Source organism: Candidatus Izemoplasma sp., from assembly GCF_982632705.1.
In genome coordinates, this window is record NZ_CEXEES010000020.1 from 1 (window position 1) to 15,273 (window position 15,273).

At 31.0% G+C, this 15,273-nt stretch carries 14 protein-coding genes; 1 reads left to right on the forward strand and 13 read right to left on the reverse strand.

What is annotated here, in order from left to right; translation table 11 throughout:
- From AC2LE6_RS04225 to AC2LE6_RS04235, 3 genes are all read right to left on the reverse strand, one after another.
- On the reverse strand, positions 1-869 hold an 869-nt coding region (locus AC2LE6_RS04225), incomplete at its 3' end, for an ABC transporter permease (RefSeq protein WP_484478006.1).
- A 1-nt stretch (position 870) separates the two neighbouring features.
- A complete protein-coding gene (locus AC2LE6_RS04230; protein WP_484478007.1) occupies positions 871-1,476 on the reverse strand; it encodes a TetR/AcrR family transcriptional regulator in 606 nt (201 codons plus the stop codon).
- A gap of 86 nt (positions 1,477-1,562) precedes the next feature.
- Positions 1,563-3,275: an alpha/beta hydrolase gene (locus AC2LE6_RS04235; protein ID WP_484478008.1), complete on the reverse strand. Its 1,713-nt coding sequence runs from the start codon at positions 3,273-3,275 to the stop codon at positions 1,563-1,565.
- 100 nt (positions 3,276-3,375) lie between these two features.
- On the opposite strand from AC2LE6_RS04235, the gene AC2LE6_RS04240 reads away from it, so the two are divergent.
- Positions 3,376-4,320, forward strand: coding sequence for an L-lactate dehydrogenase (locus tag AC2LE6_RS04240; protein ID WP_484478009.1), 945 nt, complete (start codon positions 3,376-3,378; stop codon positions 4,318-4,320).
- A gap of 26 nt (positions 4,321-4,346) precedes the next feature.
- Here AC2LE6_RS04240 and AC2LE6_RS04245 read toward each other — a convergent pair whose 3' ends face one another.
- The 10 genes from AC2LE6_RS04245 to AC2LE6_RS04290 all read right to left on the reverse strand — a co-directional run.
- Positions 4,347-5,306: a Gfo/Idh/MocA family protein gene (locus tag AC2LE6_RS04245; protein ID WP_484478010.1), complete on the reverse strand. Its 960-nt coding sequence runs from the start codon at positions 5,304-5,306 to the stop codon at positions 4,347-4,349.
- Positions 5,306-6,127 (reverse strand): aldo/keto reductase, encoded by an 822-nt coding sequence (locus tag AC2LE6_RS04250; RefSeq protein ID WP_484478011.1) that lies wholly within the window; start codon positions 6,125-6,127, stop codon positions 5,306-5,308. Before AC2LE6_RS04250 ends, AC2LE6_RS04245 begins: the two co-directional genes overlap by 1 nt.
- 91 nt (positions 6,128-6,218) lie before the next feature.
- The gene (locus tag AC2LE6_RS04255; RefSeq protein WP_484478012.1) at positions 6,219-7,430 is read right to left on the reverse strand and encodes a BaiN/RdsA family NAD(P)/FAD-dependent oxidoreductase; all 1,212 of its coding nucleotides are present in this window, start codon (positions 7,428-7,430) and stop codon (positions 6,219-6,221) included.
- Complete coding sequence (locus AC2LE6_RS04260; protein WP_484478013.1) at positions 7,420-8,322, reverse strand: tocopherol cyclase family protein; 903 nt, start codon at positions 8,320-8,322, stop codon at positions 7,420-7,422. The genes AC2LE6_RS04255 and AC2LE6_RS04260 overlap by 11 nt, the downstream gene beginning before the upstream one ends.
- 60 nt (positions 8,323-8,382) lie before the next feature.
- Positions 8,383-10,299, reverse strand: coding sequence for a diguanylate cyclase (locus tag AC2LE6_RS04265; protein WP_484478014.1), 1,917 nt, complete (start codon positions 10,297-10,299; stop codon positions 8,383-8,385).
- Positions 10,300-10,303: 4 nt separating this feature from the next.
- On the reverse strand, positions 10,304-10,735 hold the full coding sequence (locus tag AC2LE6_RS04270; protein ID WP_484478015.1) for an RDD family protein: 432 nt from the start codon (positions 10,733-10,735) through the stop codon (positions 10,304-10,306).
- A 62-nt stretch (positions 10,736-10,797) separates the two neighbouring features.
- Positions 10,798-12,570: an ABC transporter ATP-binding protein gene (locus AC2LE6_RS04275; RefSeq protein WP_484478016.1), complete on the reverse strand. Its 1,773-nt coding sequence runs from the start codon at positions 12,568-12,570 to the stop codon at positions 10,798-10,800.
- The gene (locus AC2LE6_RS04280; RefSeq protein WP_484478017.1) at positions 12,570-14,321 is read right to left on the reverse strand and encodes an ABC transporter ATP-binding protein; all 1,752 of its coding nucleotides are present in this window, start codon (positions 14,319-14,321) and stop codon (positions 12,570-12,572) included. Before AC2LE6_RS04280 ends, AC2LE6_RS04275 begins: the two co-directional genes overlap by 1 nt.
- Positions 14,318-14,743, reverse strand: coding sequence for a MarR family winged helix-turn-helix transcriptional regulator (locus AC2LE6_RS04285; protein WP_484478018.1), 426 nt, complete (start codon positions 14,741-14,743; stop codon positions 14,318-14,320). The genes AC2LE6_RS04280 and AC2LE6_RS04285 overlap by 4 nt, the downstream gene beginning before the upstream one ends.
- Positions 14,744-14,826: 83 nt before the next feature.
- Positions 14,827-15,273 (reverse strand): L-lactate permease (locus AC2LE6_RS04290; protein WP_484478019.1); only part of this gene is annotated, 447 nt, incomplete at its 5' end.

Here is a 15,273-nt window from a genome sequence, read left to right on the forward strand (position 1 = left end):
ATACTATATGATGTGAAACTAAATATAGTACCAACAGCAGGATCTCCATTGGCATCTAGTAAAACGCCTTTTTCAGCGTAATAAGCCCCCATTGCGATTACTCCACCTAAAGTTACATTGAAGATAACCATAATGATTGGTTCCGCAAATGCCATTATTTTATTTGCTGCACTATTCACTTTTCTGAAGTTCTCATTTACATCTTCAAAACGTTCATTTTCATGTTCTGTAGCAACAAATGATTTTATAACTCTTGGTGCTTTTGCTGTTTCTAAAGTTACTTTGTTTAACTCATCAATTGTTTTTTGCACTTTTCTGAAATGTGGAAATGCAATAAACATTACTACAATAATCAATATGACTAAGAGTGGCATACTAACGAGCAATACCTGTGATAATTCAATACTACTATTTATCGCAAATAACAACCCTACGATAACCATTAAAGGTGCTCGTACGATAATTCGTAACAACATTTGGAAAAATGCTTGGATACGAGTTATATCATTTGTTGATGTTGTAATTAATTTAGATGTTTTCAACTTATCTATATTATTAAACGATAATGTTTGAATTTTAGTAAATAAATCTAAACGTAAGTCTGCAGTAGAGTACATTGCAACTCTTTGTGAAAAATAGTTATTTACCAATCCTGCACCTAAACCTACAATCATCGCAATAAACATAATCACAGATAGTTTTATCAACAATTCTTGATCCATAACACTTAATGCATCATCTATAATCAATTCCCCTAAATATGGAATTAAAAATCCTACAAATACTTGTAATCCATTGGCAATTAAACCAATAACAATATATGGCCAGTATTTAAGCGCATATTTAACTAATGAAACCAAATCTCTCATATTAATCCTCCTTTAGTAAACCATTCTTAAGAATATCTATATACCATTTAAACTCTTCTTTTGCTTCTTCTGGAGTTAAGTTATCAATCATACTTTTTCTAATAACAACTCTTTTAGTATCTTGAATAAATTGGTACATCTTAATCAGGTCATCTTCTTCTTTATATTTAACTTTTGATAAATCCATTTTCTTTAATATAGAAGATATATAATCAATTCTTTTTTGTTGGAATCTTATTACATGTTCTTCATACTGAGACAAACTTTTTAATACATTCATCATAAAACGATGTCTTTTATCGTTTATAAACGCACTGTAATCATAATCAAATGAGATAAATGAAAACTCAAAAACATCATCTGTTTGTGCTGCATACGTTTCTCCAGCTTCATATATTGAATCAAATAAATCTTCAATCAAATAAAAATACAAATCTTCTAAATCATCAAAATACTGATAGAAACTACCTCTTGGTATACCAGCGTTTTTAATAATATTTGAAACTCTGCATTTAACAAATTCGTGTTCTGTGAACTCATCTCTTGCTGCTTTAATAATCTTTTCTCTTTTCTCTTCTGTTAAATTGTGAAATGTTTCTCTTGGCATATTAAAACCCTCCTTATGACAGGTTGTCATATATACTATAAATGACAATGTGTCATATGTCAATAGTAACGCAAAAAAAAGTGGCCTTATTCAGGCCACCCACTAATAATTTCATCGTATATAAATGATTCAACTGCATTTTTAACAAAATCTTGTTGCTGTTTGTTTGTAATTGATGCTGTTCCATCTCCCTTTTGTTCACCATAGAAACCAAAGTATGCATGGTTCCCACCAGGAATGATGATTTCAGTTAAATCTGATAACTTCTCTTTACTATCTTCATATGCGGGATTATCGAGAAGTTTTTCATTCTCTCCAACTAAATATAGAACTGGAATATCTAATTCTTTTAAGGAGTAAGCTCCTAACGTTATTAATAAGTCCACATCTTTGTTATCTTCAGCAAACATAGATGCCGTAACACCACCTAGAGAATGACCTATAATGACATTACTTCTATAGTTTGTTGTCTCAACTAAATACTTACTAGCCTTATTAACATTAAGAATAGCGAGATTGAAAGGTTCTTTGACTATTGTTACTCTGAAATCACATTTGGCTAGTTGCTGAGCCAAATAAGAATAACTCTCAGGATTCACTTTTCCACCCGGAATGATAATTATATTTATACTCCACTCATCAGGTTCATATGTTATATGATCTGAATCCTCTGTAACAAATATATGTGAAGGTACGTCTATATAGTCATACATTAATGGATCTGGTTGATAACTACTCATTGTATACATTACTAACAATGCATAAATACTCATAACTGTTATTAATACTCCTCCTATAATACGTTTTGCGATTTTTCCAACTGGTAATTTTATCCAACCATAAATACCAAAAACAAAAAGGAATACAAGTAAATACTCAATTGCTGGAATTCTAATGATTTCATTCATATCAACAAAGGTTTTATCGTTAAATAAACCTGAATACGTTAATAAAGCTATCACAACAAATAACCCTTGGGAAACATGTATCCATTTTTTAGATAACCCAAGCCCATATATCTGAGTAACAAAGAATATCGCTGCAAATCCAAACAAGAACATAGCCCAAGGTGCATTACCACTATATAAGGCAACCGAAGTCCCGTGGAATAGAACTGTGATTTCTAAAGCGACATTGAAATATTTATTTTGATGTATTTTAGTTCTACTAAACGACATTTGAATAAACAGTAAGTACATATAGAAAAACCCTACCAAATGCCATGGAGTATTTTCCATTGGATGATACCAGAAAGTAAATATAGTAGCAAGAGCTATATATATACCATGATGCTTCATTACTGTTCTTGTAGCTTCTTGTGGTAATGGAGCTTTCTTACCAAAGAATAATCCTCTTCTTCTATTCTCAATAATAAGAATAAGAACAAGCATAATAATTACACTACCTTGACTACTCCATACTGGCGTATCTTGTGCTAAAGCATCATACCAAATCCATGTATGAACATAATGTAATAAAATAAAGAAAACATTGGCAAGCAACAAATATACATTCCAAATAGTAAACCCATCTTGTTTGTCTTTTTGATTTGCCTTAAGTTTCTTCATTAAGACAACCACCGTAACAAAATGTGCAATAAAGAATACCCATGATGTAACACGAGCTACTATTGATTGATCTATAGTTCTAAATTTCCATAAATAATAATTGAATCCATTATCGTATATCTCAGGATTAGGATAATATTCATTTATAGAATTAGGCATAAAAATAATTAGTAATGTTAATACAACACCACCAATTAGTGAATATAGGAATAACTTATCTAATTTTTTCATAGTTCCACCTCACATTGATTATACCATAAAAACGGTATCATTATCATATCGTTTACCTTATGAATTACTTGGTGCTATACTACAAGTGAGGTGAGCAAACATGGAAAAAAGTAAAGTAGTAATTGTAGGAACTGGATTTGTAGGGATGTCTTATGCATATGCTCTTGTTAATCAAGGAGCTGTCGAAGAACTGGTTCTAGTAGATATAGATCACGAAAAAGCAATTGGTGAAGCAATGGATTTAAATCATGGTTTGGCTTTCGCACCTAGAAAGATGACAATCCTAGCAGGAGATTACAATGACTGTAAAGACGCAAGTATTGTAGTTATAACTGCCGGAGTAAATCAAAAAGAAGGCGAAACAAGAATTGAGTTATTAAATAGAAATGCTAAAATAATGAAATCAGTTGTAAGTAATATAATGAAAAGCGGATTTGATGGAATCATTATGGTTGCTTCAAACCCTGTTGATGTATTAGCGTATGTTGCATGGAAAGAATCAGGATTACCAACACACCGTGTTATCGGTAGTGGTACATCACTAGATACTGCAAGATTACGTTATGAGATTTCAAAAATGATAAATATAGATTCAAGAAATATACATGCCTATATTCTTGGTGAACACGGAGATTCTGAATTTGTTAGTTGGTCTAACGCACATATTGGCGCAAAACCAATTGTCGATGTTATTAATACAATGGACGAAATCAACTTTGAGGATTTAGATAAAATCTACGTTAAAGTTCGTGATGCGGCACAAGAAATCATAAAAAGAAAAAGAGCAACATACTATGGAATAGGTATGGCTCTAGTAAGAATTACATCAGCTATATTAAACAATGAAAACAGAATTATGCCAATCAGTGTCTTAAACGATGGTCTATATTCTTGTGAAGATAATGTTTATATAGGTTTACCTGCTGTTTTAAATCGTGATGGTGTTCATCACCCAATAAAATTATCTTTATCAATTGATGAAGAGCAAAAACTTAAAAAATCAGCAAAAATATTAAGAGATAGTTTAACAAGTATTGGATATTAAAAAGAGAGCAAATTTGCTCTCTTTTTTTATTCAAATGTATAAGCAATACCAATTTGCCTTCTAATCTCATCTAATAACTCCATAACATCATTCATGGCTTTATAGGACATAACATCATTTTCAATACATCCATCTTTTAATGTATCTGTAAAAGCATTGATTTGATGGACAAATCCTTCTCCAATACACGGATAATCAAAAGTTTCTTCATCAATTGCAAAACTTTGTGTATGGTGTGTGTGATGTATGGTTATTGTTTTATCAGGATATTTAATATAAGATCTCCAATCAAGGTTCTTAAGCATCGAAGAACGAAGAAATGCCTTACTACCATCTTCAAACTCGATATTAACGTTCATATCCATATCTATTAAATCATCATTTAAAATACCAGTTGCCTTAATTGTCTTTATTGATTTATCTGTTAAGAATTTTAAAATACTTACAGGGTATACTCCTAAATCCAGTGTAACTCCACCTGCTAATTTTGGATTAAGTAATCTTCCACTTTTACTGTAATTCTTATCAAGTTCATACCCGAAATTAAGTTCGATTAATCCAAAGTCTTGGTCTTTATCTACCACTTCTTTGATTTTACTCATACTAGGTAAAAATCTACTCCACATAGCTTCCATAACAAGAACATTATATTGTTTGGCAACTTCAATCATCGATTGCAGTTGCTTTTTGTTTATAGTTATTGGTTTCTCACAAAGTACATGAATACCTTTTTCAATAAATTGAATAGCATGTTCTAGATGGTGACTATGTGGTGTTGCTATGTAGATAGCATCAATTAGATTACTATCAGCAAGTTCTTGATAGCTTCCAAATGAATACTGAATATTATGAACTGATTGAAACTGATCAGCTTTTTCTTTAGATCTTGATGCAATAGCAACCAGCTTTGCATCATTTGATAATTTGATATCCCTAGCGAATTTATGGGCTATTCCTCCTGCACCAACAATTCCAAATCTAATCATTAATACGGTACATTATCCATATCTGTGAATAATTTCTTACCTGTGTTTAATCCATAAACTAAAGTCATATCTTCATCAGTTAATTCAAAATCAAAAATATTGAAGTTCTGCGCGATACGTTCTTTGTTTACACTTTTTGGAATAACAACGATACCTCTTTGGATTAACCAACGTAATGCAATTTGAGGGACAGTTTTACTATGTTTTTCAGCTAGTGAAATCATTGTTTCATTTTTTAACATATCTGGAATCATCCAACTCATAAGAGGTGCGTATGCTTCCAGTTTAATACCTTTGCTTTCACAAAACTCATGTAGGAATACATTTTGAAGAGTGATATGTGTTTCTACTTGGTTTACCATTGGTTTTATCTCACAATTCTTAAGTATATTCTCTATATGATGCACATTGTGATTACTAACACCAATTGCTTTTGCACGTCCTGATTTATATATATCTTCCAATGCTTTCCAAGAATTCATTTGTTTCTCATATCCTTTAAACCAGTGAATCAAATATAAATCTACATACTCTAATCCAAGTTTTGATAATGATAAATCAAATGCTTTTAACGCTGATTCATATCCTTGATCTGTATTCCATAATTTTGTTGTTATGAATAATTCTTCTCTTTTTATTTTAGAATCTTTAATAGCTTTACCAATTGCTTCTTCATTACCGTAAATCATCGCAGTATCGATATGTCTATATCCAGCTTCTAGCGCATTTAATACTGCTGAATATGCATCTTCACTACTACTTTTCCATGTTCCAAGACCTATTGTAGGTATAACAGTTTTATTATTTAATGTTACATTCATTGTATTCACCTCTATTTATATTTCAACCATAAAATGGTTGTTAATCAGCTTAATAATCAACTAAATCTCTTTTAATTTAAAGACTAATGCATTATAAGTTCTCTTGATTACTTATATAATGTGCAGCATGATGACCCATTGAAGTTGCTATCGTGATATTGAATCCACCTATTGGTCCATGTACATCAACAGCCTCACCGATAAAGAACAATCCAGGAATTTTTTTTGATTCAAAAGATTTTGGATTTAACTCTTTGGTATCGACTCCTCCACCATTTACATATGCATTCTCTTTTGCCTCAACTTTATCTACTATTATTTCATATTGGAATAACAGTTCAATAATTTTGTTTATTGCTTTCTTACTCGTTTCTTTTACTTTTGTGTTTGAGATATTATTACTTTCTATTAAAAACTTAGCTAATCTATTTATAGTACATTGTTCTAATACTCTTATAATAGATTTCCCTGTTTCTTTTGCCTCTTCAAACAACTCTCTAATCTGATGTTCTGACAGTGCAGTTAACGAGACTGTTATTGTGTTTTGTGTTTGTAGGTTATGATATATGTCTTCACTTAAATGCTGAATACCTGGACCACTTACACCAAAATGTGTGAATCCAATATCTCCAACAAAAGATGTTTTAGTGTTCTTTATTCTTATAGTACTCTTTGAGATACTTACTCCTTGAAGTGATTCTTTGTTTTGCTTGACAAATGATGAATAAACACTCGTCTCTGCTGGATAGAATGGTATTGTGTTTATACCAAACGATTTGGCTACTCTAGATCCAAAACCATCACTACCGGTTTTTGGATAGCTTGTACTACCAGTTGCTATAATAACGTAATCTGCTTCTATAGATTGCTTATTTGTTTTAATAGTAAAGAGATTACTTTTTTTGATTGAATCCACCGTTTCATTGAATATAAGATTTTTAGCTATGTCATTTGTTAGTGCATCTACAATGTCTTTACTTTTACTTGATTTTGGAAAGTATTTGAATTCTTTATCTAAGACTAAATCAACATTTTTGCTTTTGAAAAAATTAATTATTTCAATTGTTGAAAAAGAACTCAGGGTACTATACAAAAATCTTTTATTTACTGTCAAAGAATCCATAAATTCTCTATTAGTTAGATTATTTGTAACATTGCATCTTCCTCCACCAGTTAAAAGAAGTTTCTTACCAGGTATTGGATTTTTATCAATAACCTTATAAGGAATATTCAAACTATTTAACACATTCGCAGCCATTAATCCAGCTGGTCCCATACCAATTATGCATACTTTAGTTTTCATACATATTCTCCATTCCAACATCTGTTCCTTTTGATGAAACAATTAGTCCATTTTTATCTGTTAATGTTATTTCAACTGTCGATGTTAAACTTTCATAGACATTCATATTCATTTCACCTTTTAATCCTGGACCAACCAGTGTTATTGGGTTGTTTGATTGAGCAACTATTTGCAATGTATGTAATCTATTACTAACATTTATTGTAACTCTATCTATTTCTTGTATGATTTTAAGTCTATCTTTTAAATAAGTCGCAAACCTGTATTCTTTATTGTTGTGAATCAGACTAATAACATACCCTTTCATTTTAACACCTGCGATTAAGGCATCTCCAATACTGCTTGAAAGTAACACATTCTTGTCGAATTGATTACATTGAATCCATGCCCAAGTTCTAGGAAAGAAATGACCGTATGTCTTTTCCATATATGAAATACCCTGTATATTTTTTTCTGTGTTATTTTCAGTAAACACACCATTAAACTCCGCATTCATAATTACAATTTCTTGATAAGTTTTCATCGGAAACATATGTAAAAAACTCATTGCGCTATTGCTTAAAAACTTTTTAGGCAATCCTATTATATTTGATAAAGTCCCTTTTATTGTAAAGTCGTTGTTCTCAATATACATTTCATCTCTAGATAGTGTTATTCCTGGTAAATGGATTGTATTTTTATCAAAGTAAAAATCACCTATATCGTATCGATAGTACTTCGTTTTACCTTTATCACCATCGACGATTTGCATAAACGCGTGTGGATCTTTTTTATTAGAAGTCATACCAAAAATAAAGGCCTTGTTAAAAGACTTGTTTTTGTCTGTTACACGGATATAGTATCCTTCAAAGTAATTGCTTTTTCTCTTTAATTTCATTGTAAATGGATTCATTTTATCACCATATTCATTATAGCAAAATTGACATAAAAAAGCACTCATTTTGAGTGCTTTCTAAATCTTAACTTTACCTTTTCCTTCTTTTTTAGCCATATATAGTAACTCGTCTGCTTGTGAATAATAATCACTAAGTCTTCTTTTCGCATTTTTAATATTTATTTCAACTAAACCACCACTGAAACTTATATCAATATCATTCCTATATTTGAAATTACTAATTTTGTTTCTCAGTTTCCTCAGTATTGATAAAAGTGTATTTTGTGTAGTATTAGTTGCTAATATAGCAAATTCATCTCCACCAACTCGATAGACCTTAAGATTCGTTGAGTTAACTTCGTGGAACACATTTGAAATATTGATTAATACTTCATCTCCAAACCCATGTCCATACGTATCATTTGCAGTTTTAAAATTGTCTAAATCCATCATAACAATAAACGCTTTATTTCCATCTTTTACTTGTGGAAGTACTACTTCTGTATAATCCTTAATCATTTGTCTTCTGTTCCCAAGTTTTGTTAAATCATCTTGAAGAGTTAATGCTTCTAACTCTCTTTCCTTCTTAACTTTTTCAGTAACATCTTTAATGATATAAAGATCGCTTTCTTCAGAATTAAAGTTTATTGGTAATACTGAATATTTTATATAATAATTATTCTGAACTCCGACCAATACTTTAAACCCATCTTCCTCAATCATCAATTGATCCAGATTGATTAAATCATCATTTTCACTATTAAATATTGTGTTTCTTGCTAAGTCATTTAAGTATTTTATATCTCCTTGTTTATTGGTTATTATAATAAAATCCTCAGTTGTATTTGCAAGAGTCTTATATAGTATTTCTTCTTCTTCAAAGACCTTTTCACTTAATTTAATATTTTTAATTATTTTTCTTACAATAATCGTTAGCAATATTGTTAATACTGCATAAATTGGTAATAGAATTGACAGTATTTTTGTTATATTACTACCTACAAAATCGTCAATTACTGTATTGAAGAGTTCTGTATCCTCAATTATATAGATTCCTAAATCAGTTCCAGTGATATATTCATAATATCCGATATCATTGATTTTAACTTCCAAATCATCTTGTTCAATACTTACATATCCAGTAACCGATATTTCTAGTTCAACAAGCATATCTCTTTGTAAGGTTCCTTCTTCAAAGAGTAATGCGATATTTCCACCAATATTATCTGAATCATTATGGAATATAATATCTCCATTTCCCCTGAAAACTAATATTTCTTCATTACTATCTTGATAGAGTTGCCCGAATCTTGAGAAGTAATTGTCTATCTGGGTATTCAAGAAGGTTTCAGTTGAACCTCTTGTCATTACAATATAATCAGTCCCTGGAATCTGATATCCAACAAACTTATACTCAATTATTTCTTCACCCTCCTGGATGTATGCATTTAAATTTCCTTCACCTGAAGGACTATTTTGAATACTTGTCATCAATGTCATATAGTAATTGTTGTTTAGTACATCCTTGACGTCACTTACATCAACTGATACTTCTGAGGTAGTGATACCATCAAAATACATCATTCCATCTGTGTTAAGTAGATAGAATTCATGCAAAAGGTCAGCTAAAGCATATTCTTCTACTGTATCAATAAAATCCTGTCTTTGAATCAATTCATCCTCTAAGACCAGTAACTCCGCAGATTTACTCAATGCGGCATGAACTGAATCAATAGCTACAAATAAGTGTTTTTGCTGTTGTGATTGAGATTGTTCTATAAAGGCCTCAATATCAAATATTCTGATTTCTACCTTATCTAAAACATCACCTTTAATTTCCTCTCTTAAGCTTTCACTTAGTCCTTTAAGCTCAGAGTGAACCATCACTGATTCTCGAACAACATCTTGAATTAAAATAATCGCTGAAAAGAAAATTGATAATATAATCACTAATCTCCAACTAGATTTTACTTTTTGCTTGTTTGTTTTCCCCATAGTATCACTCCGTTAGTTCTACGAACACTTTGGTTCGTACTACTTTAGTCTTAAATAGTAAATCATGAAATGATCTTTTATCTATTCTTCCCTCACTAATGTATAGCCCAATCACAAAATATATACCCGCAGTAGCTAAACCAAGAGTTAATATAAATATACTTCTAAAAGCACATATCCAAAATCCTGGGTCTTCGTTAGTTAAGGTAACAACTTTTATTTTTGAACTCATTTTTCCTAGTGTTTGGCCTTCTTTAAATACAAGGGTAATAATATTTACAACTACCCATACAAATAAGGTGATCCCAACTTTATAGAAATTACTGTATTGCATGAAAATATTAATCAACAATGCAAGTGCAACAATCCCTAAATCTAAAAAGAATGCGTTTAATCTGCTGTTAAAGTTTGCGGGTAAATTCGCATATTCTCTCATATAATCACCTCTACAACATTATATCATTATAGTGCTAAAAAAAAAAGGTATCGTTGGATACCTTATTTTTCTTGATACTGCAATTTATAAAGATTAAAATAGTGTCCTTTGTTTTTAAGAAGCTCCTGATGATTACCTTGTTCGATAATCTCTCCTTTACTTAAGACGATAATATTATCCACATGTTGAATTGTTGACAATCTATGAGCAACAATTAGCATTGTTCCGATCGTCATCATTTTCTCTAAAGAATCTTGAATGATTTGTTCTGTCTCTGTATCTATATTCGCAGTAGCTTCATCTAAAATCATAACTTTTGGTTTATGAACTAGTGTTCTAGCAAAGCTTAATAGCTGTCTTTGTCCTGAACTAAAATTATTACCGCGTTCTCGTACTTCCTCATCAAATCTATTATCAAGTTTATTTATGAAGTAATTTGCATTTACATACTCACATGCTTGTTCCATTTCTTCTTGTGTTATGTCATCACTTCTCAATTTAATATTTGACTCAATTGTTCCACTGAACATAAATACATCTTGTAGCATTTGTCCAATAAAACTTCTTAATGATGATTTCTTGATTCTTCTGATATCAATACCATCAATTAGTATTTGTCCTTGTTGTATATCGTAGTTTCTTGTGATTAAAGATAAAATAGTTGTTTTACCTGAACCTGTTGCACCAACGAATGCAACACTATCTTTTGGAGATACATGGAATGACACTCCTTTTAACACCCATTCATCTTCAACGTATTTAAACCATACATCTTTGAATTCAATTTCACCTTTGATATCAGTTAGTTCAATACTATCCTCATCATCTAATACTTGTGGAACTGTATCCATTATTCCAAAAATTCGTTCACTTGATGCGAATGCACTTTGGATTACATTATATGATTCTGCAAGTTGATTAATTGGTTCGAATAAGCGCCCTGTGAAGATGTAGAACGTCATTAATAATCCTACAGATATTGTTCCTTCAATTACACCAATTCCACCAAAGTAGAACACGATAATTGTTGCGATTATGTAAACAAAATACATCGTTGGTCTAAATACACCAAACGTTAATATTTGTCTATAATATGAATATTTAAGTTTCTTGTTTCTTTCATCAAATTCACTTGCTTTTCGTTCTTGTTGATTGAAAATCTGAATGATTTTCATTCCACTTAAATGTTCTGCAAGGAATGCGTTAACTTTTGATATGTTCGCTCTAACTTTTCTATATGCTTTTCTTGATGCAATTCTGAAGAAGAACGTTAATACAATAATAACTGGTAATGTAAGAATTACATAGAATGCTAATGTTGCATTTAATACAAACATTATTGTAATGATTGCTACAAACAAGAATGTACTTCTTACAACATTTGATACTACTGTTGTGTATGCTTCATTTAATGTATTTGTATCATTTGTAACTCTAGTAACAAATGCACCAGTTGGTGTTGAATTTAAGTATGCGATATCGTGATGTTCTAAATGTGTAAATATCTCATCACGAATATTATAGATTATTGATTGTCCTAATGTTTGTAATTTTATTGTTACAACATAGTCTACAGTTTTTGTAACTACTAGTATTCCAGCTAGAATATAAACAATGTTTAATAGTTTAGGAAGAGTGTATTCTCCGCCCTCAATTAGATCCAATGCTCGTCCTATAAATACAGGTTCTAACACTACTGCAACCACAGTTAGAAATATAAGTATAAATATTACAGTGAATTGCTTCTTAAATGGTTTAGCATACGTCATTAATCTTCTAAAGATATCCCCATCCTTCATTGAATGAAGTCTTTTATCTGCATTTTCTTCGTACATTACGCCACCTCGATTTCGTCTTCAAGTTTTTGGCGTTCAACCATATCTTTATAAAACTCACATCTTTGTAGTAATTCTGTATGAGTTCCTACATCAACAACTTTACCTTCATCAACAATGATGATTTTATCAGCGTTTTTAATCGTACTGATTCTATGTGCGATAATAACTGTTGTTTTATCATTTCTTAACTCTTTTAAATTTCTTAATATAGTCTCTTCAGTTTTTGTATCTACTGCTGAAACACTGTCATCCAATATTACTATTGGGGGATTTTTGATCAAAGCTCTCGCAATACTTATTCTCTGACGTTGTCCACCGCTTAAAGTAACTCCACGTTCTCCAATAACAGTATCGTACCCATCTGAGAATTCAATAATATTATCATGTACATCGCTTAAAGTAGCAGCCATTAACACTTCATCCTTAACATCACTTCTTTGCCCGTAACTAAGAGCTATATTGTTATTGATTGTATCACTAAATAAAAATCCATCTTGTGGCACATATCCAATACTTCCTCTAATTTGTGCAACTGGGATACTCATGATATCTACACCATCAATATATAGTGATTCTTCTCCAACGTTATAAATTCTAAGAAGTAGATCCATAATACTGGTTTTACCACTACCTGTTCTTCCAAGGATTCCGACTGTATCTCCTGCATCTATTTTAAAACTTACATTATGTAATACATCTTCATGTGCATCTGGGTATTTAAATGATAAGTTTCTGAATTCGATTTCACCTTTTATTTCATCTAATTCTTGAACACTTTCATTGTCCCAAACTTCGATTTCTTCAGCTAATATTTTTTGAATTCTTTCTAAAGATGCTTTACCTCTACTTCTAATTCCAATGATCATTGCGATCGCCATCATTGGCCAAACAAGTGTCCCAAATAAACTAAAGAAGTACACAAGTTCTCCACCGGTAATATCACCACGTTGAACAATAACTCCACCATACCCAATGATTAGAACGAATATAGCACCAATAATGAATCGAACACTAATCTGAAGTAGTGTATTAAGTTTCACATATTCAATATTTTTTTCTTTTGTTGTGTTGTTGTATTTCAAGAACTCTAAACGTTCTATTTTCTCTTTTACAAATGCTTTTACAACACCAATACCACTTAAGTTCTCAGTAACAAAATCACTCATGTCTTCAAATGCTTTTTGTGCTTCTTTGAATTTTCTACGCATTCTTCCACCTAGGATACCACCTATAACAGTAATTAACGTTAATGGAATCGCACTATATAATGCAAGTTCTACATTTACTTGAAGCATTCTAATAACTGCAAGTATACCTAAGAATGTAGCATCAATGAACATAATTATACCTGGTCCAACTGACATTCGTACAGCTTCTAAATCATTTGTGAAATACGCCATTAATCCACCAGTTTTATTCTTGTGATAAAAACTAGCTGATAATTTTTCAGCGTGTTGGAACATATCGTTTCTCAGACCATAATCAAATCGTCTTGATGCTCCAAAAATTGTAATTCGCCATACGAATCTACCTAAAACCATTACCCCTGTAAAACTTAGGATAACCATTACGATACTTACAATTCCAGCTTCTGTCATTGTACCTTCGTCTAGTCCATCAAATAGTTCCCCTATGTATCTAGGTATCTCTAATTGATAATAATCTACTGCGATTAATGCAACAAATCCAATTAAAAACATATACCAGTTTTTAATATAATATTTATTTATAGCTTTTCCAAAAATCATTCGTCATCCACCTCAAATCTATCGAATATCTTTTGTAACACAATTGTCTCTTCTTTTGTCAAAGTCTCTGTCATTTTTTGAACTGCTCTTTTACTTTCTAGTAAATTTGTTGTTGCCAATGTATTCCCAATATCAGTTAATGTAATAACTGTTATTCTTTTATCTTGATTGCTTTTTTCTCTGTGAATTAATCCACTTTTCTCAAATTTAACTATAACCTCGTTCATAGAAGGTTTGGAAATGTTAAATTTATCAGCAAGTTCTGTCAAAGTTGTTTTCTCAAAATTCTTGATAGCTTTTAAATATTTAAACTGAATCTTAGTTATTCTATCAAAATTGATTTCTTTATACACTTCTCTACAAGCATTAAAATACATCTTTAAAAACTTATTTAACGATAATCTTAATTGTTCTTGATCCATAATTTCCTCCTTTTGTTAGGTATTACCTAATCATTATACTTTTCTTTTAAATTTTAGTCAATAAAAAAGGCCAAAAATTGGCCTTAAAATATTAGAATTAATAATGATGTCACAATTGTGACAATTGTTGCGTAAATCATCGCCGTGATTATAGTCTTTTTTATGATACTTCCTTCTTGATTTTCTAATCCTACTACGTAACTTGCAGCTACAACATTGTGTACGCAAATCATATTCCCTATCGCTGCTCCTAATACTTGAGAAGCAAGGATAAACGTTGTACTTAAGCCGACTGTTTCGGCTATTTCCACCTGAATAGGTGCAAACGTTAGATTTGATACAGTTGCACTTCCACTAATAAAACTACCAATCATCCCAAGGTATGTGCTTCCAAAACTCCAAAACTCACCGAACACATTACTCATTCCAGCAGCTATATATTCTGGCATGCTTACTAGACCATTTATATTCATTCCCGAACTAGTAAATATGGTAACCATTATTAAAGTTGGAATCAATGCCAAAGTAGC

Coding starts and splice junctions, on each gene's coding strand:
- AC2LE6_RS04230 (WP_484478007.1), bottom strand. CDS start 1,476: ATGCCAAGAGAAACATTTCACAATTTAACAGAAGAGAAAAGAGAAAAG.
- AC2LE6_RS04235 (WP_484478008.1), bottom strand. CDS start 3,275: ATGAAAAAATTAGATAAGTTATTCCTATATTCACTAATTGGTGGTGTT.
- AC2LE6_RS04240 (WP_484478009.1), top strand. CDS start 3,376: ATGGAAAAAAGTAAAGTAGTAATTGTAGGAACTGGATTTGTAGGGATG.
- AC2LE6_RS04245 (WP_484478010.1), bottom strand. CDS start 5,306: ATGATTAGATTTGGAATTGTTGGTGCAGGAGGAATAGCCCATAAATTC.
- AC2LE6_RS04250 (WP_484478011.1), bottom strand. CDS start 6,127: ATGAATGTAACATTAAATAATAAAACTGTTATACCTACAATAGGTCTT.
- AC2LE6_RS04255 (WP_484478012.1), bottom strand. CDS start 7,430: ATGAAAACTAAAGTATGCATAATTGGTATGGGACCAGCTGGATTAATG.
- AC2LE6_RS04260 (WP_484478013.1), bottom strand. CDS start 8,322: ATGAATCCATTTACAATGAAATTAAAGAGAAAAAGCAATTACTTTGAA.
- AC2LE6_RS04265 (WP_484478014.1), bottom strand. CDS start 10,299: ATGGGGAAAACAAACAAGCAAAAAGTAAAATCTAGTTGGAGATTAGTG.
- AC2LE6_RS04270 (WP_484478015.1), bottom strand. CDS start 10,735: ATGAGAGAATATGCGAATTTACCCGCAAACTTTAACAGCAGATTAAAC.
- AC2LE6_RS04275 (WP_484478016.1), bottom strand. CDS start 12,570: ATGTACGAAGAAAATGCAGATAAAAGACTTCATTCAATGAAGGATGGG.
- AC2LE6_RS04280 (WP_484478017.1), bottom strand. CDS start 14,321: ATGATTTTTGGAAAAGCTATAAATAAATATTATATTAAAAACTGGTAT.
- AC2LE6_RS04285 (WP_484478018.1), bottom strand. CDS start 14,743: ATGGATCAAGAACAATTAAGATTATCGTTAAATAAGTTTTTAAAGATG.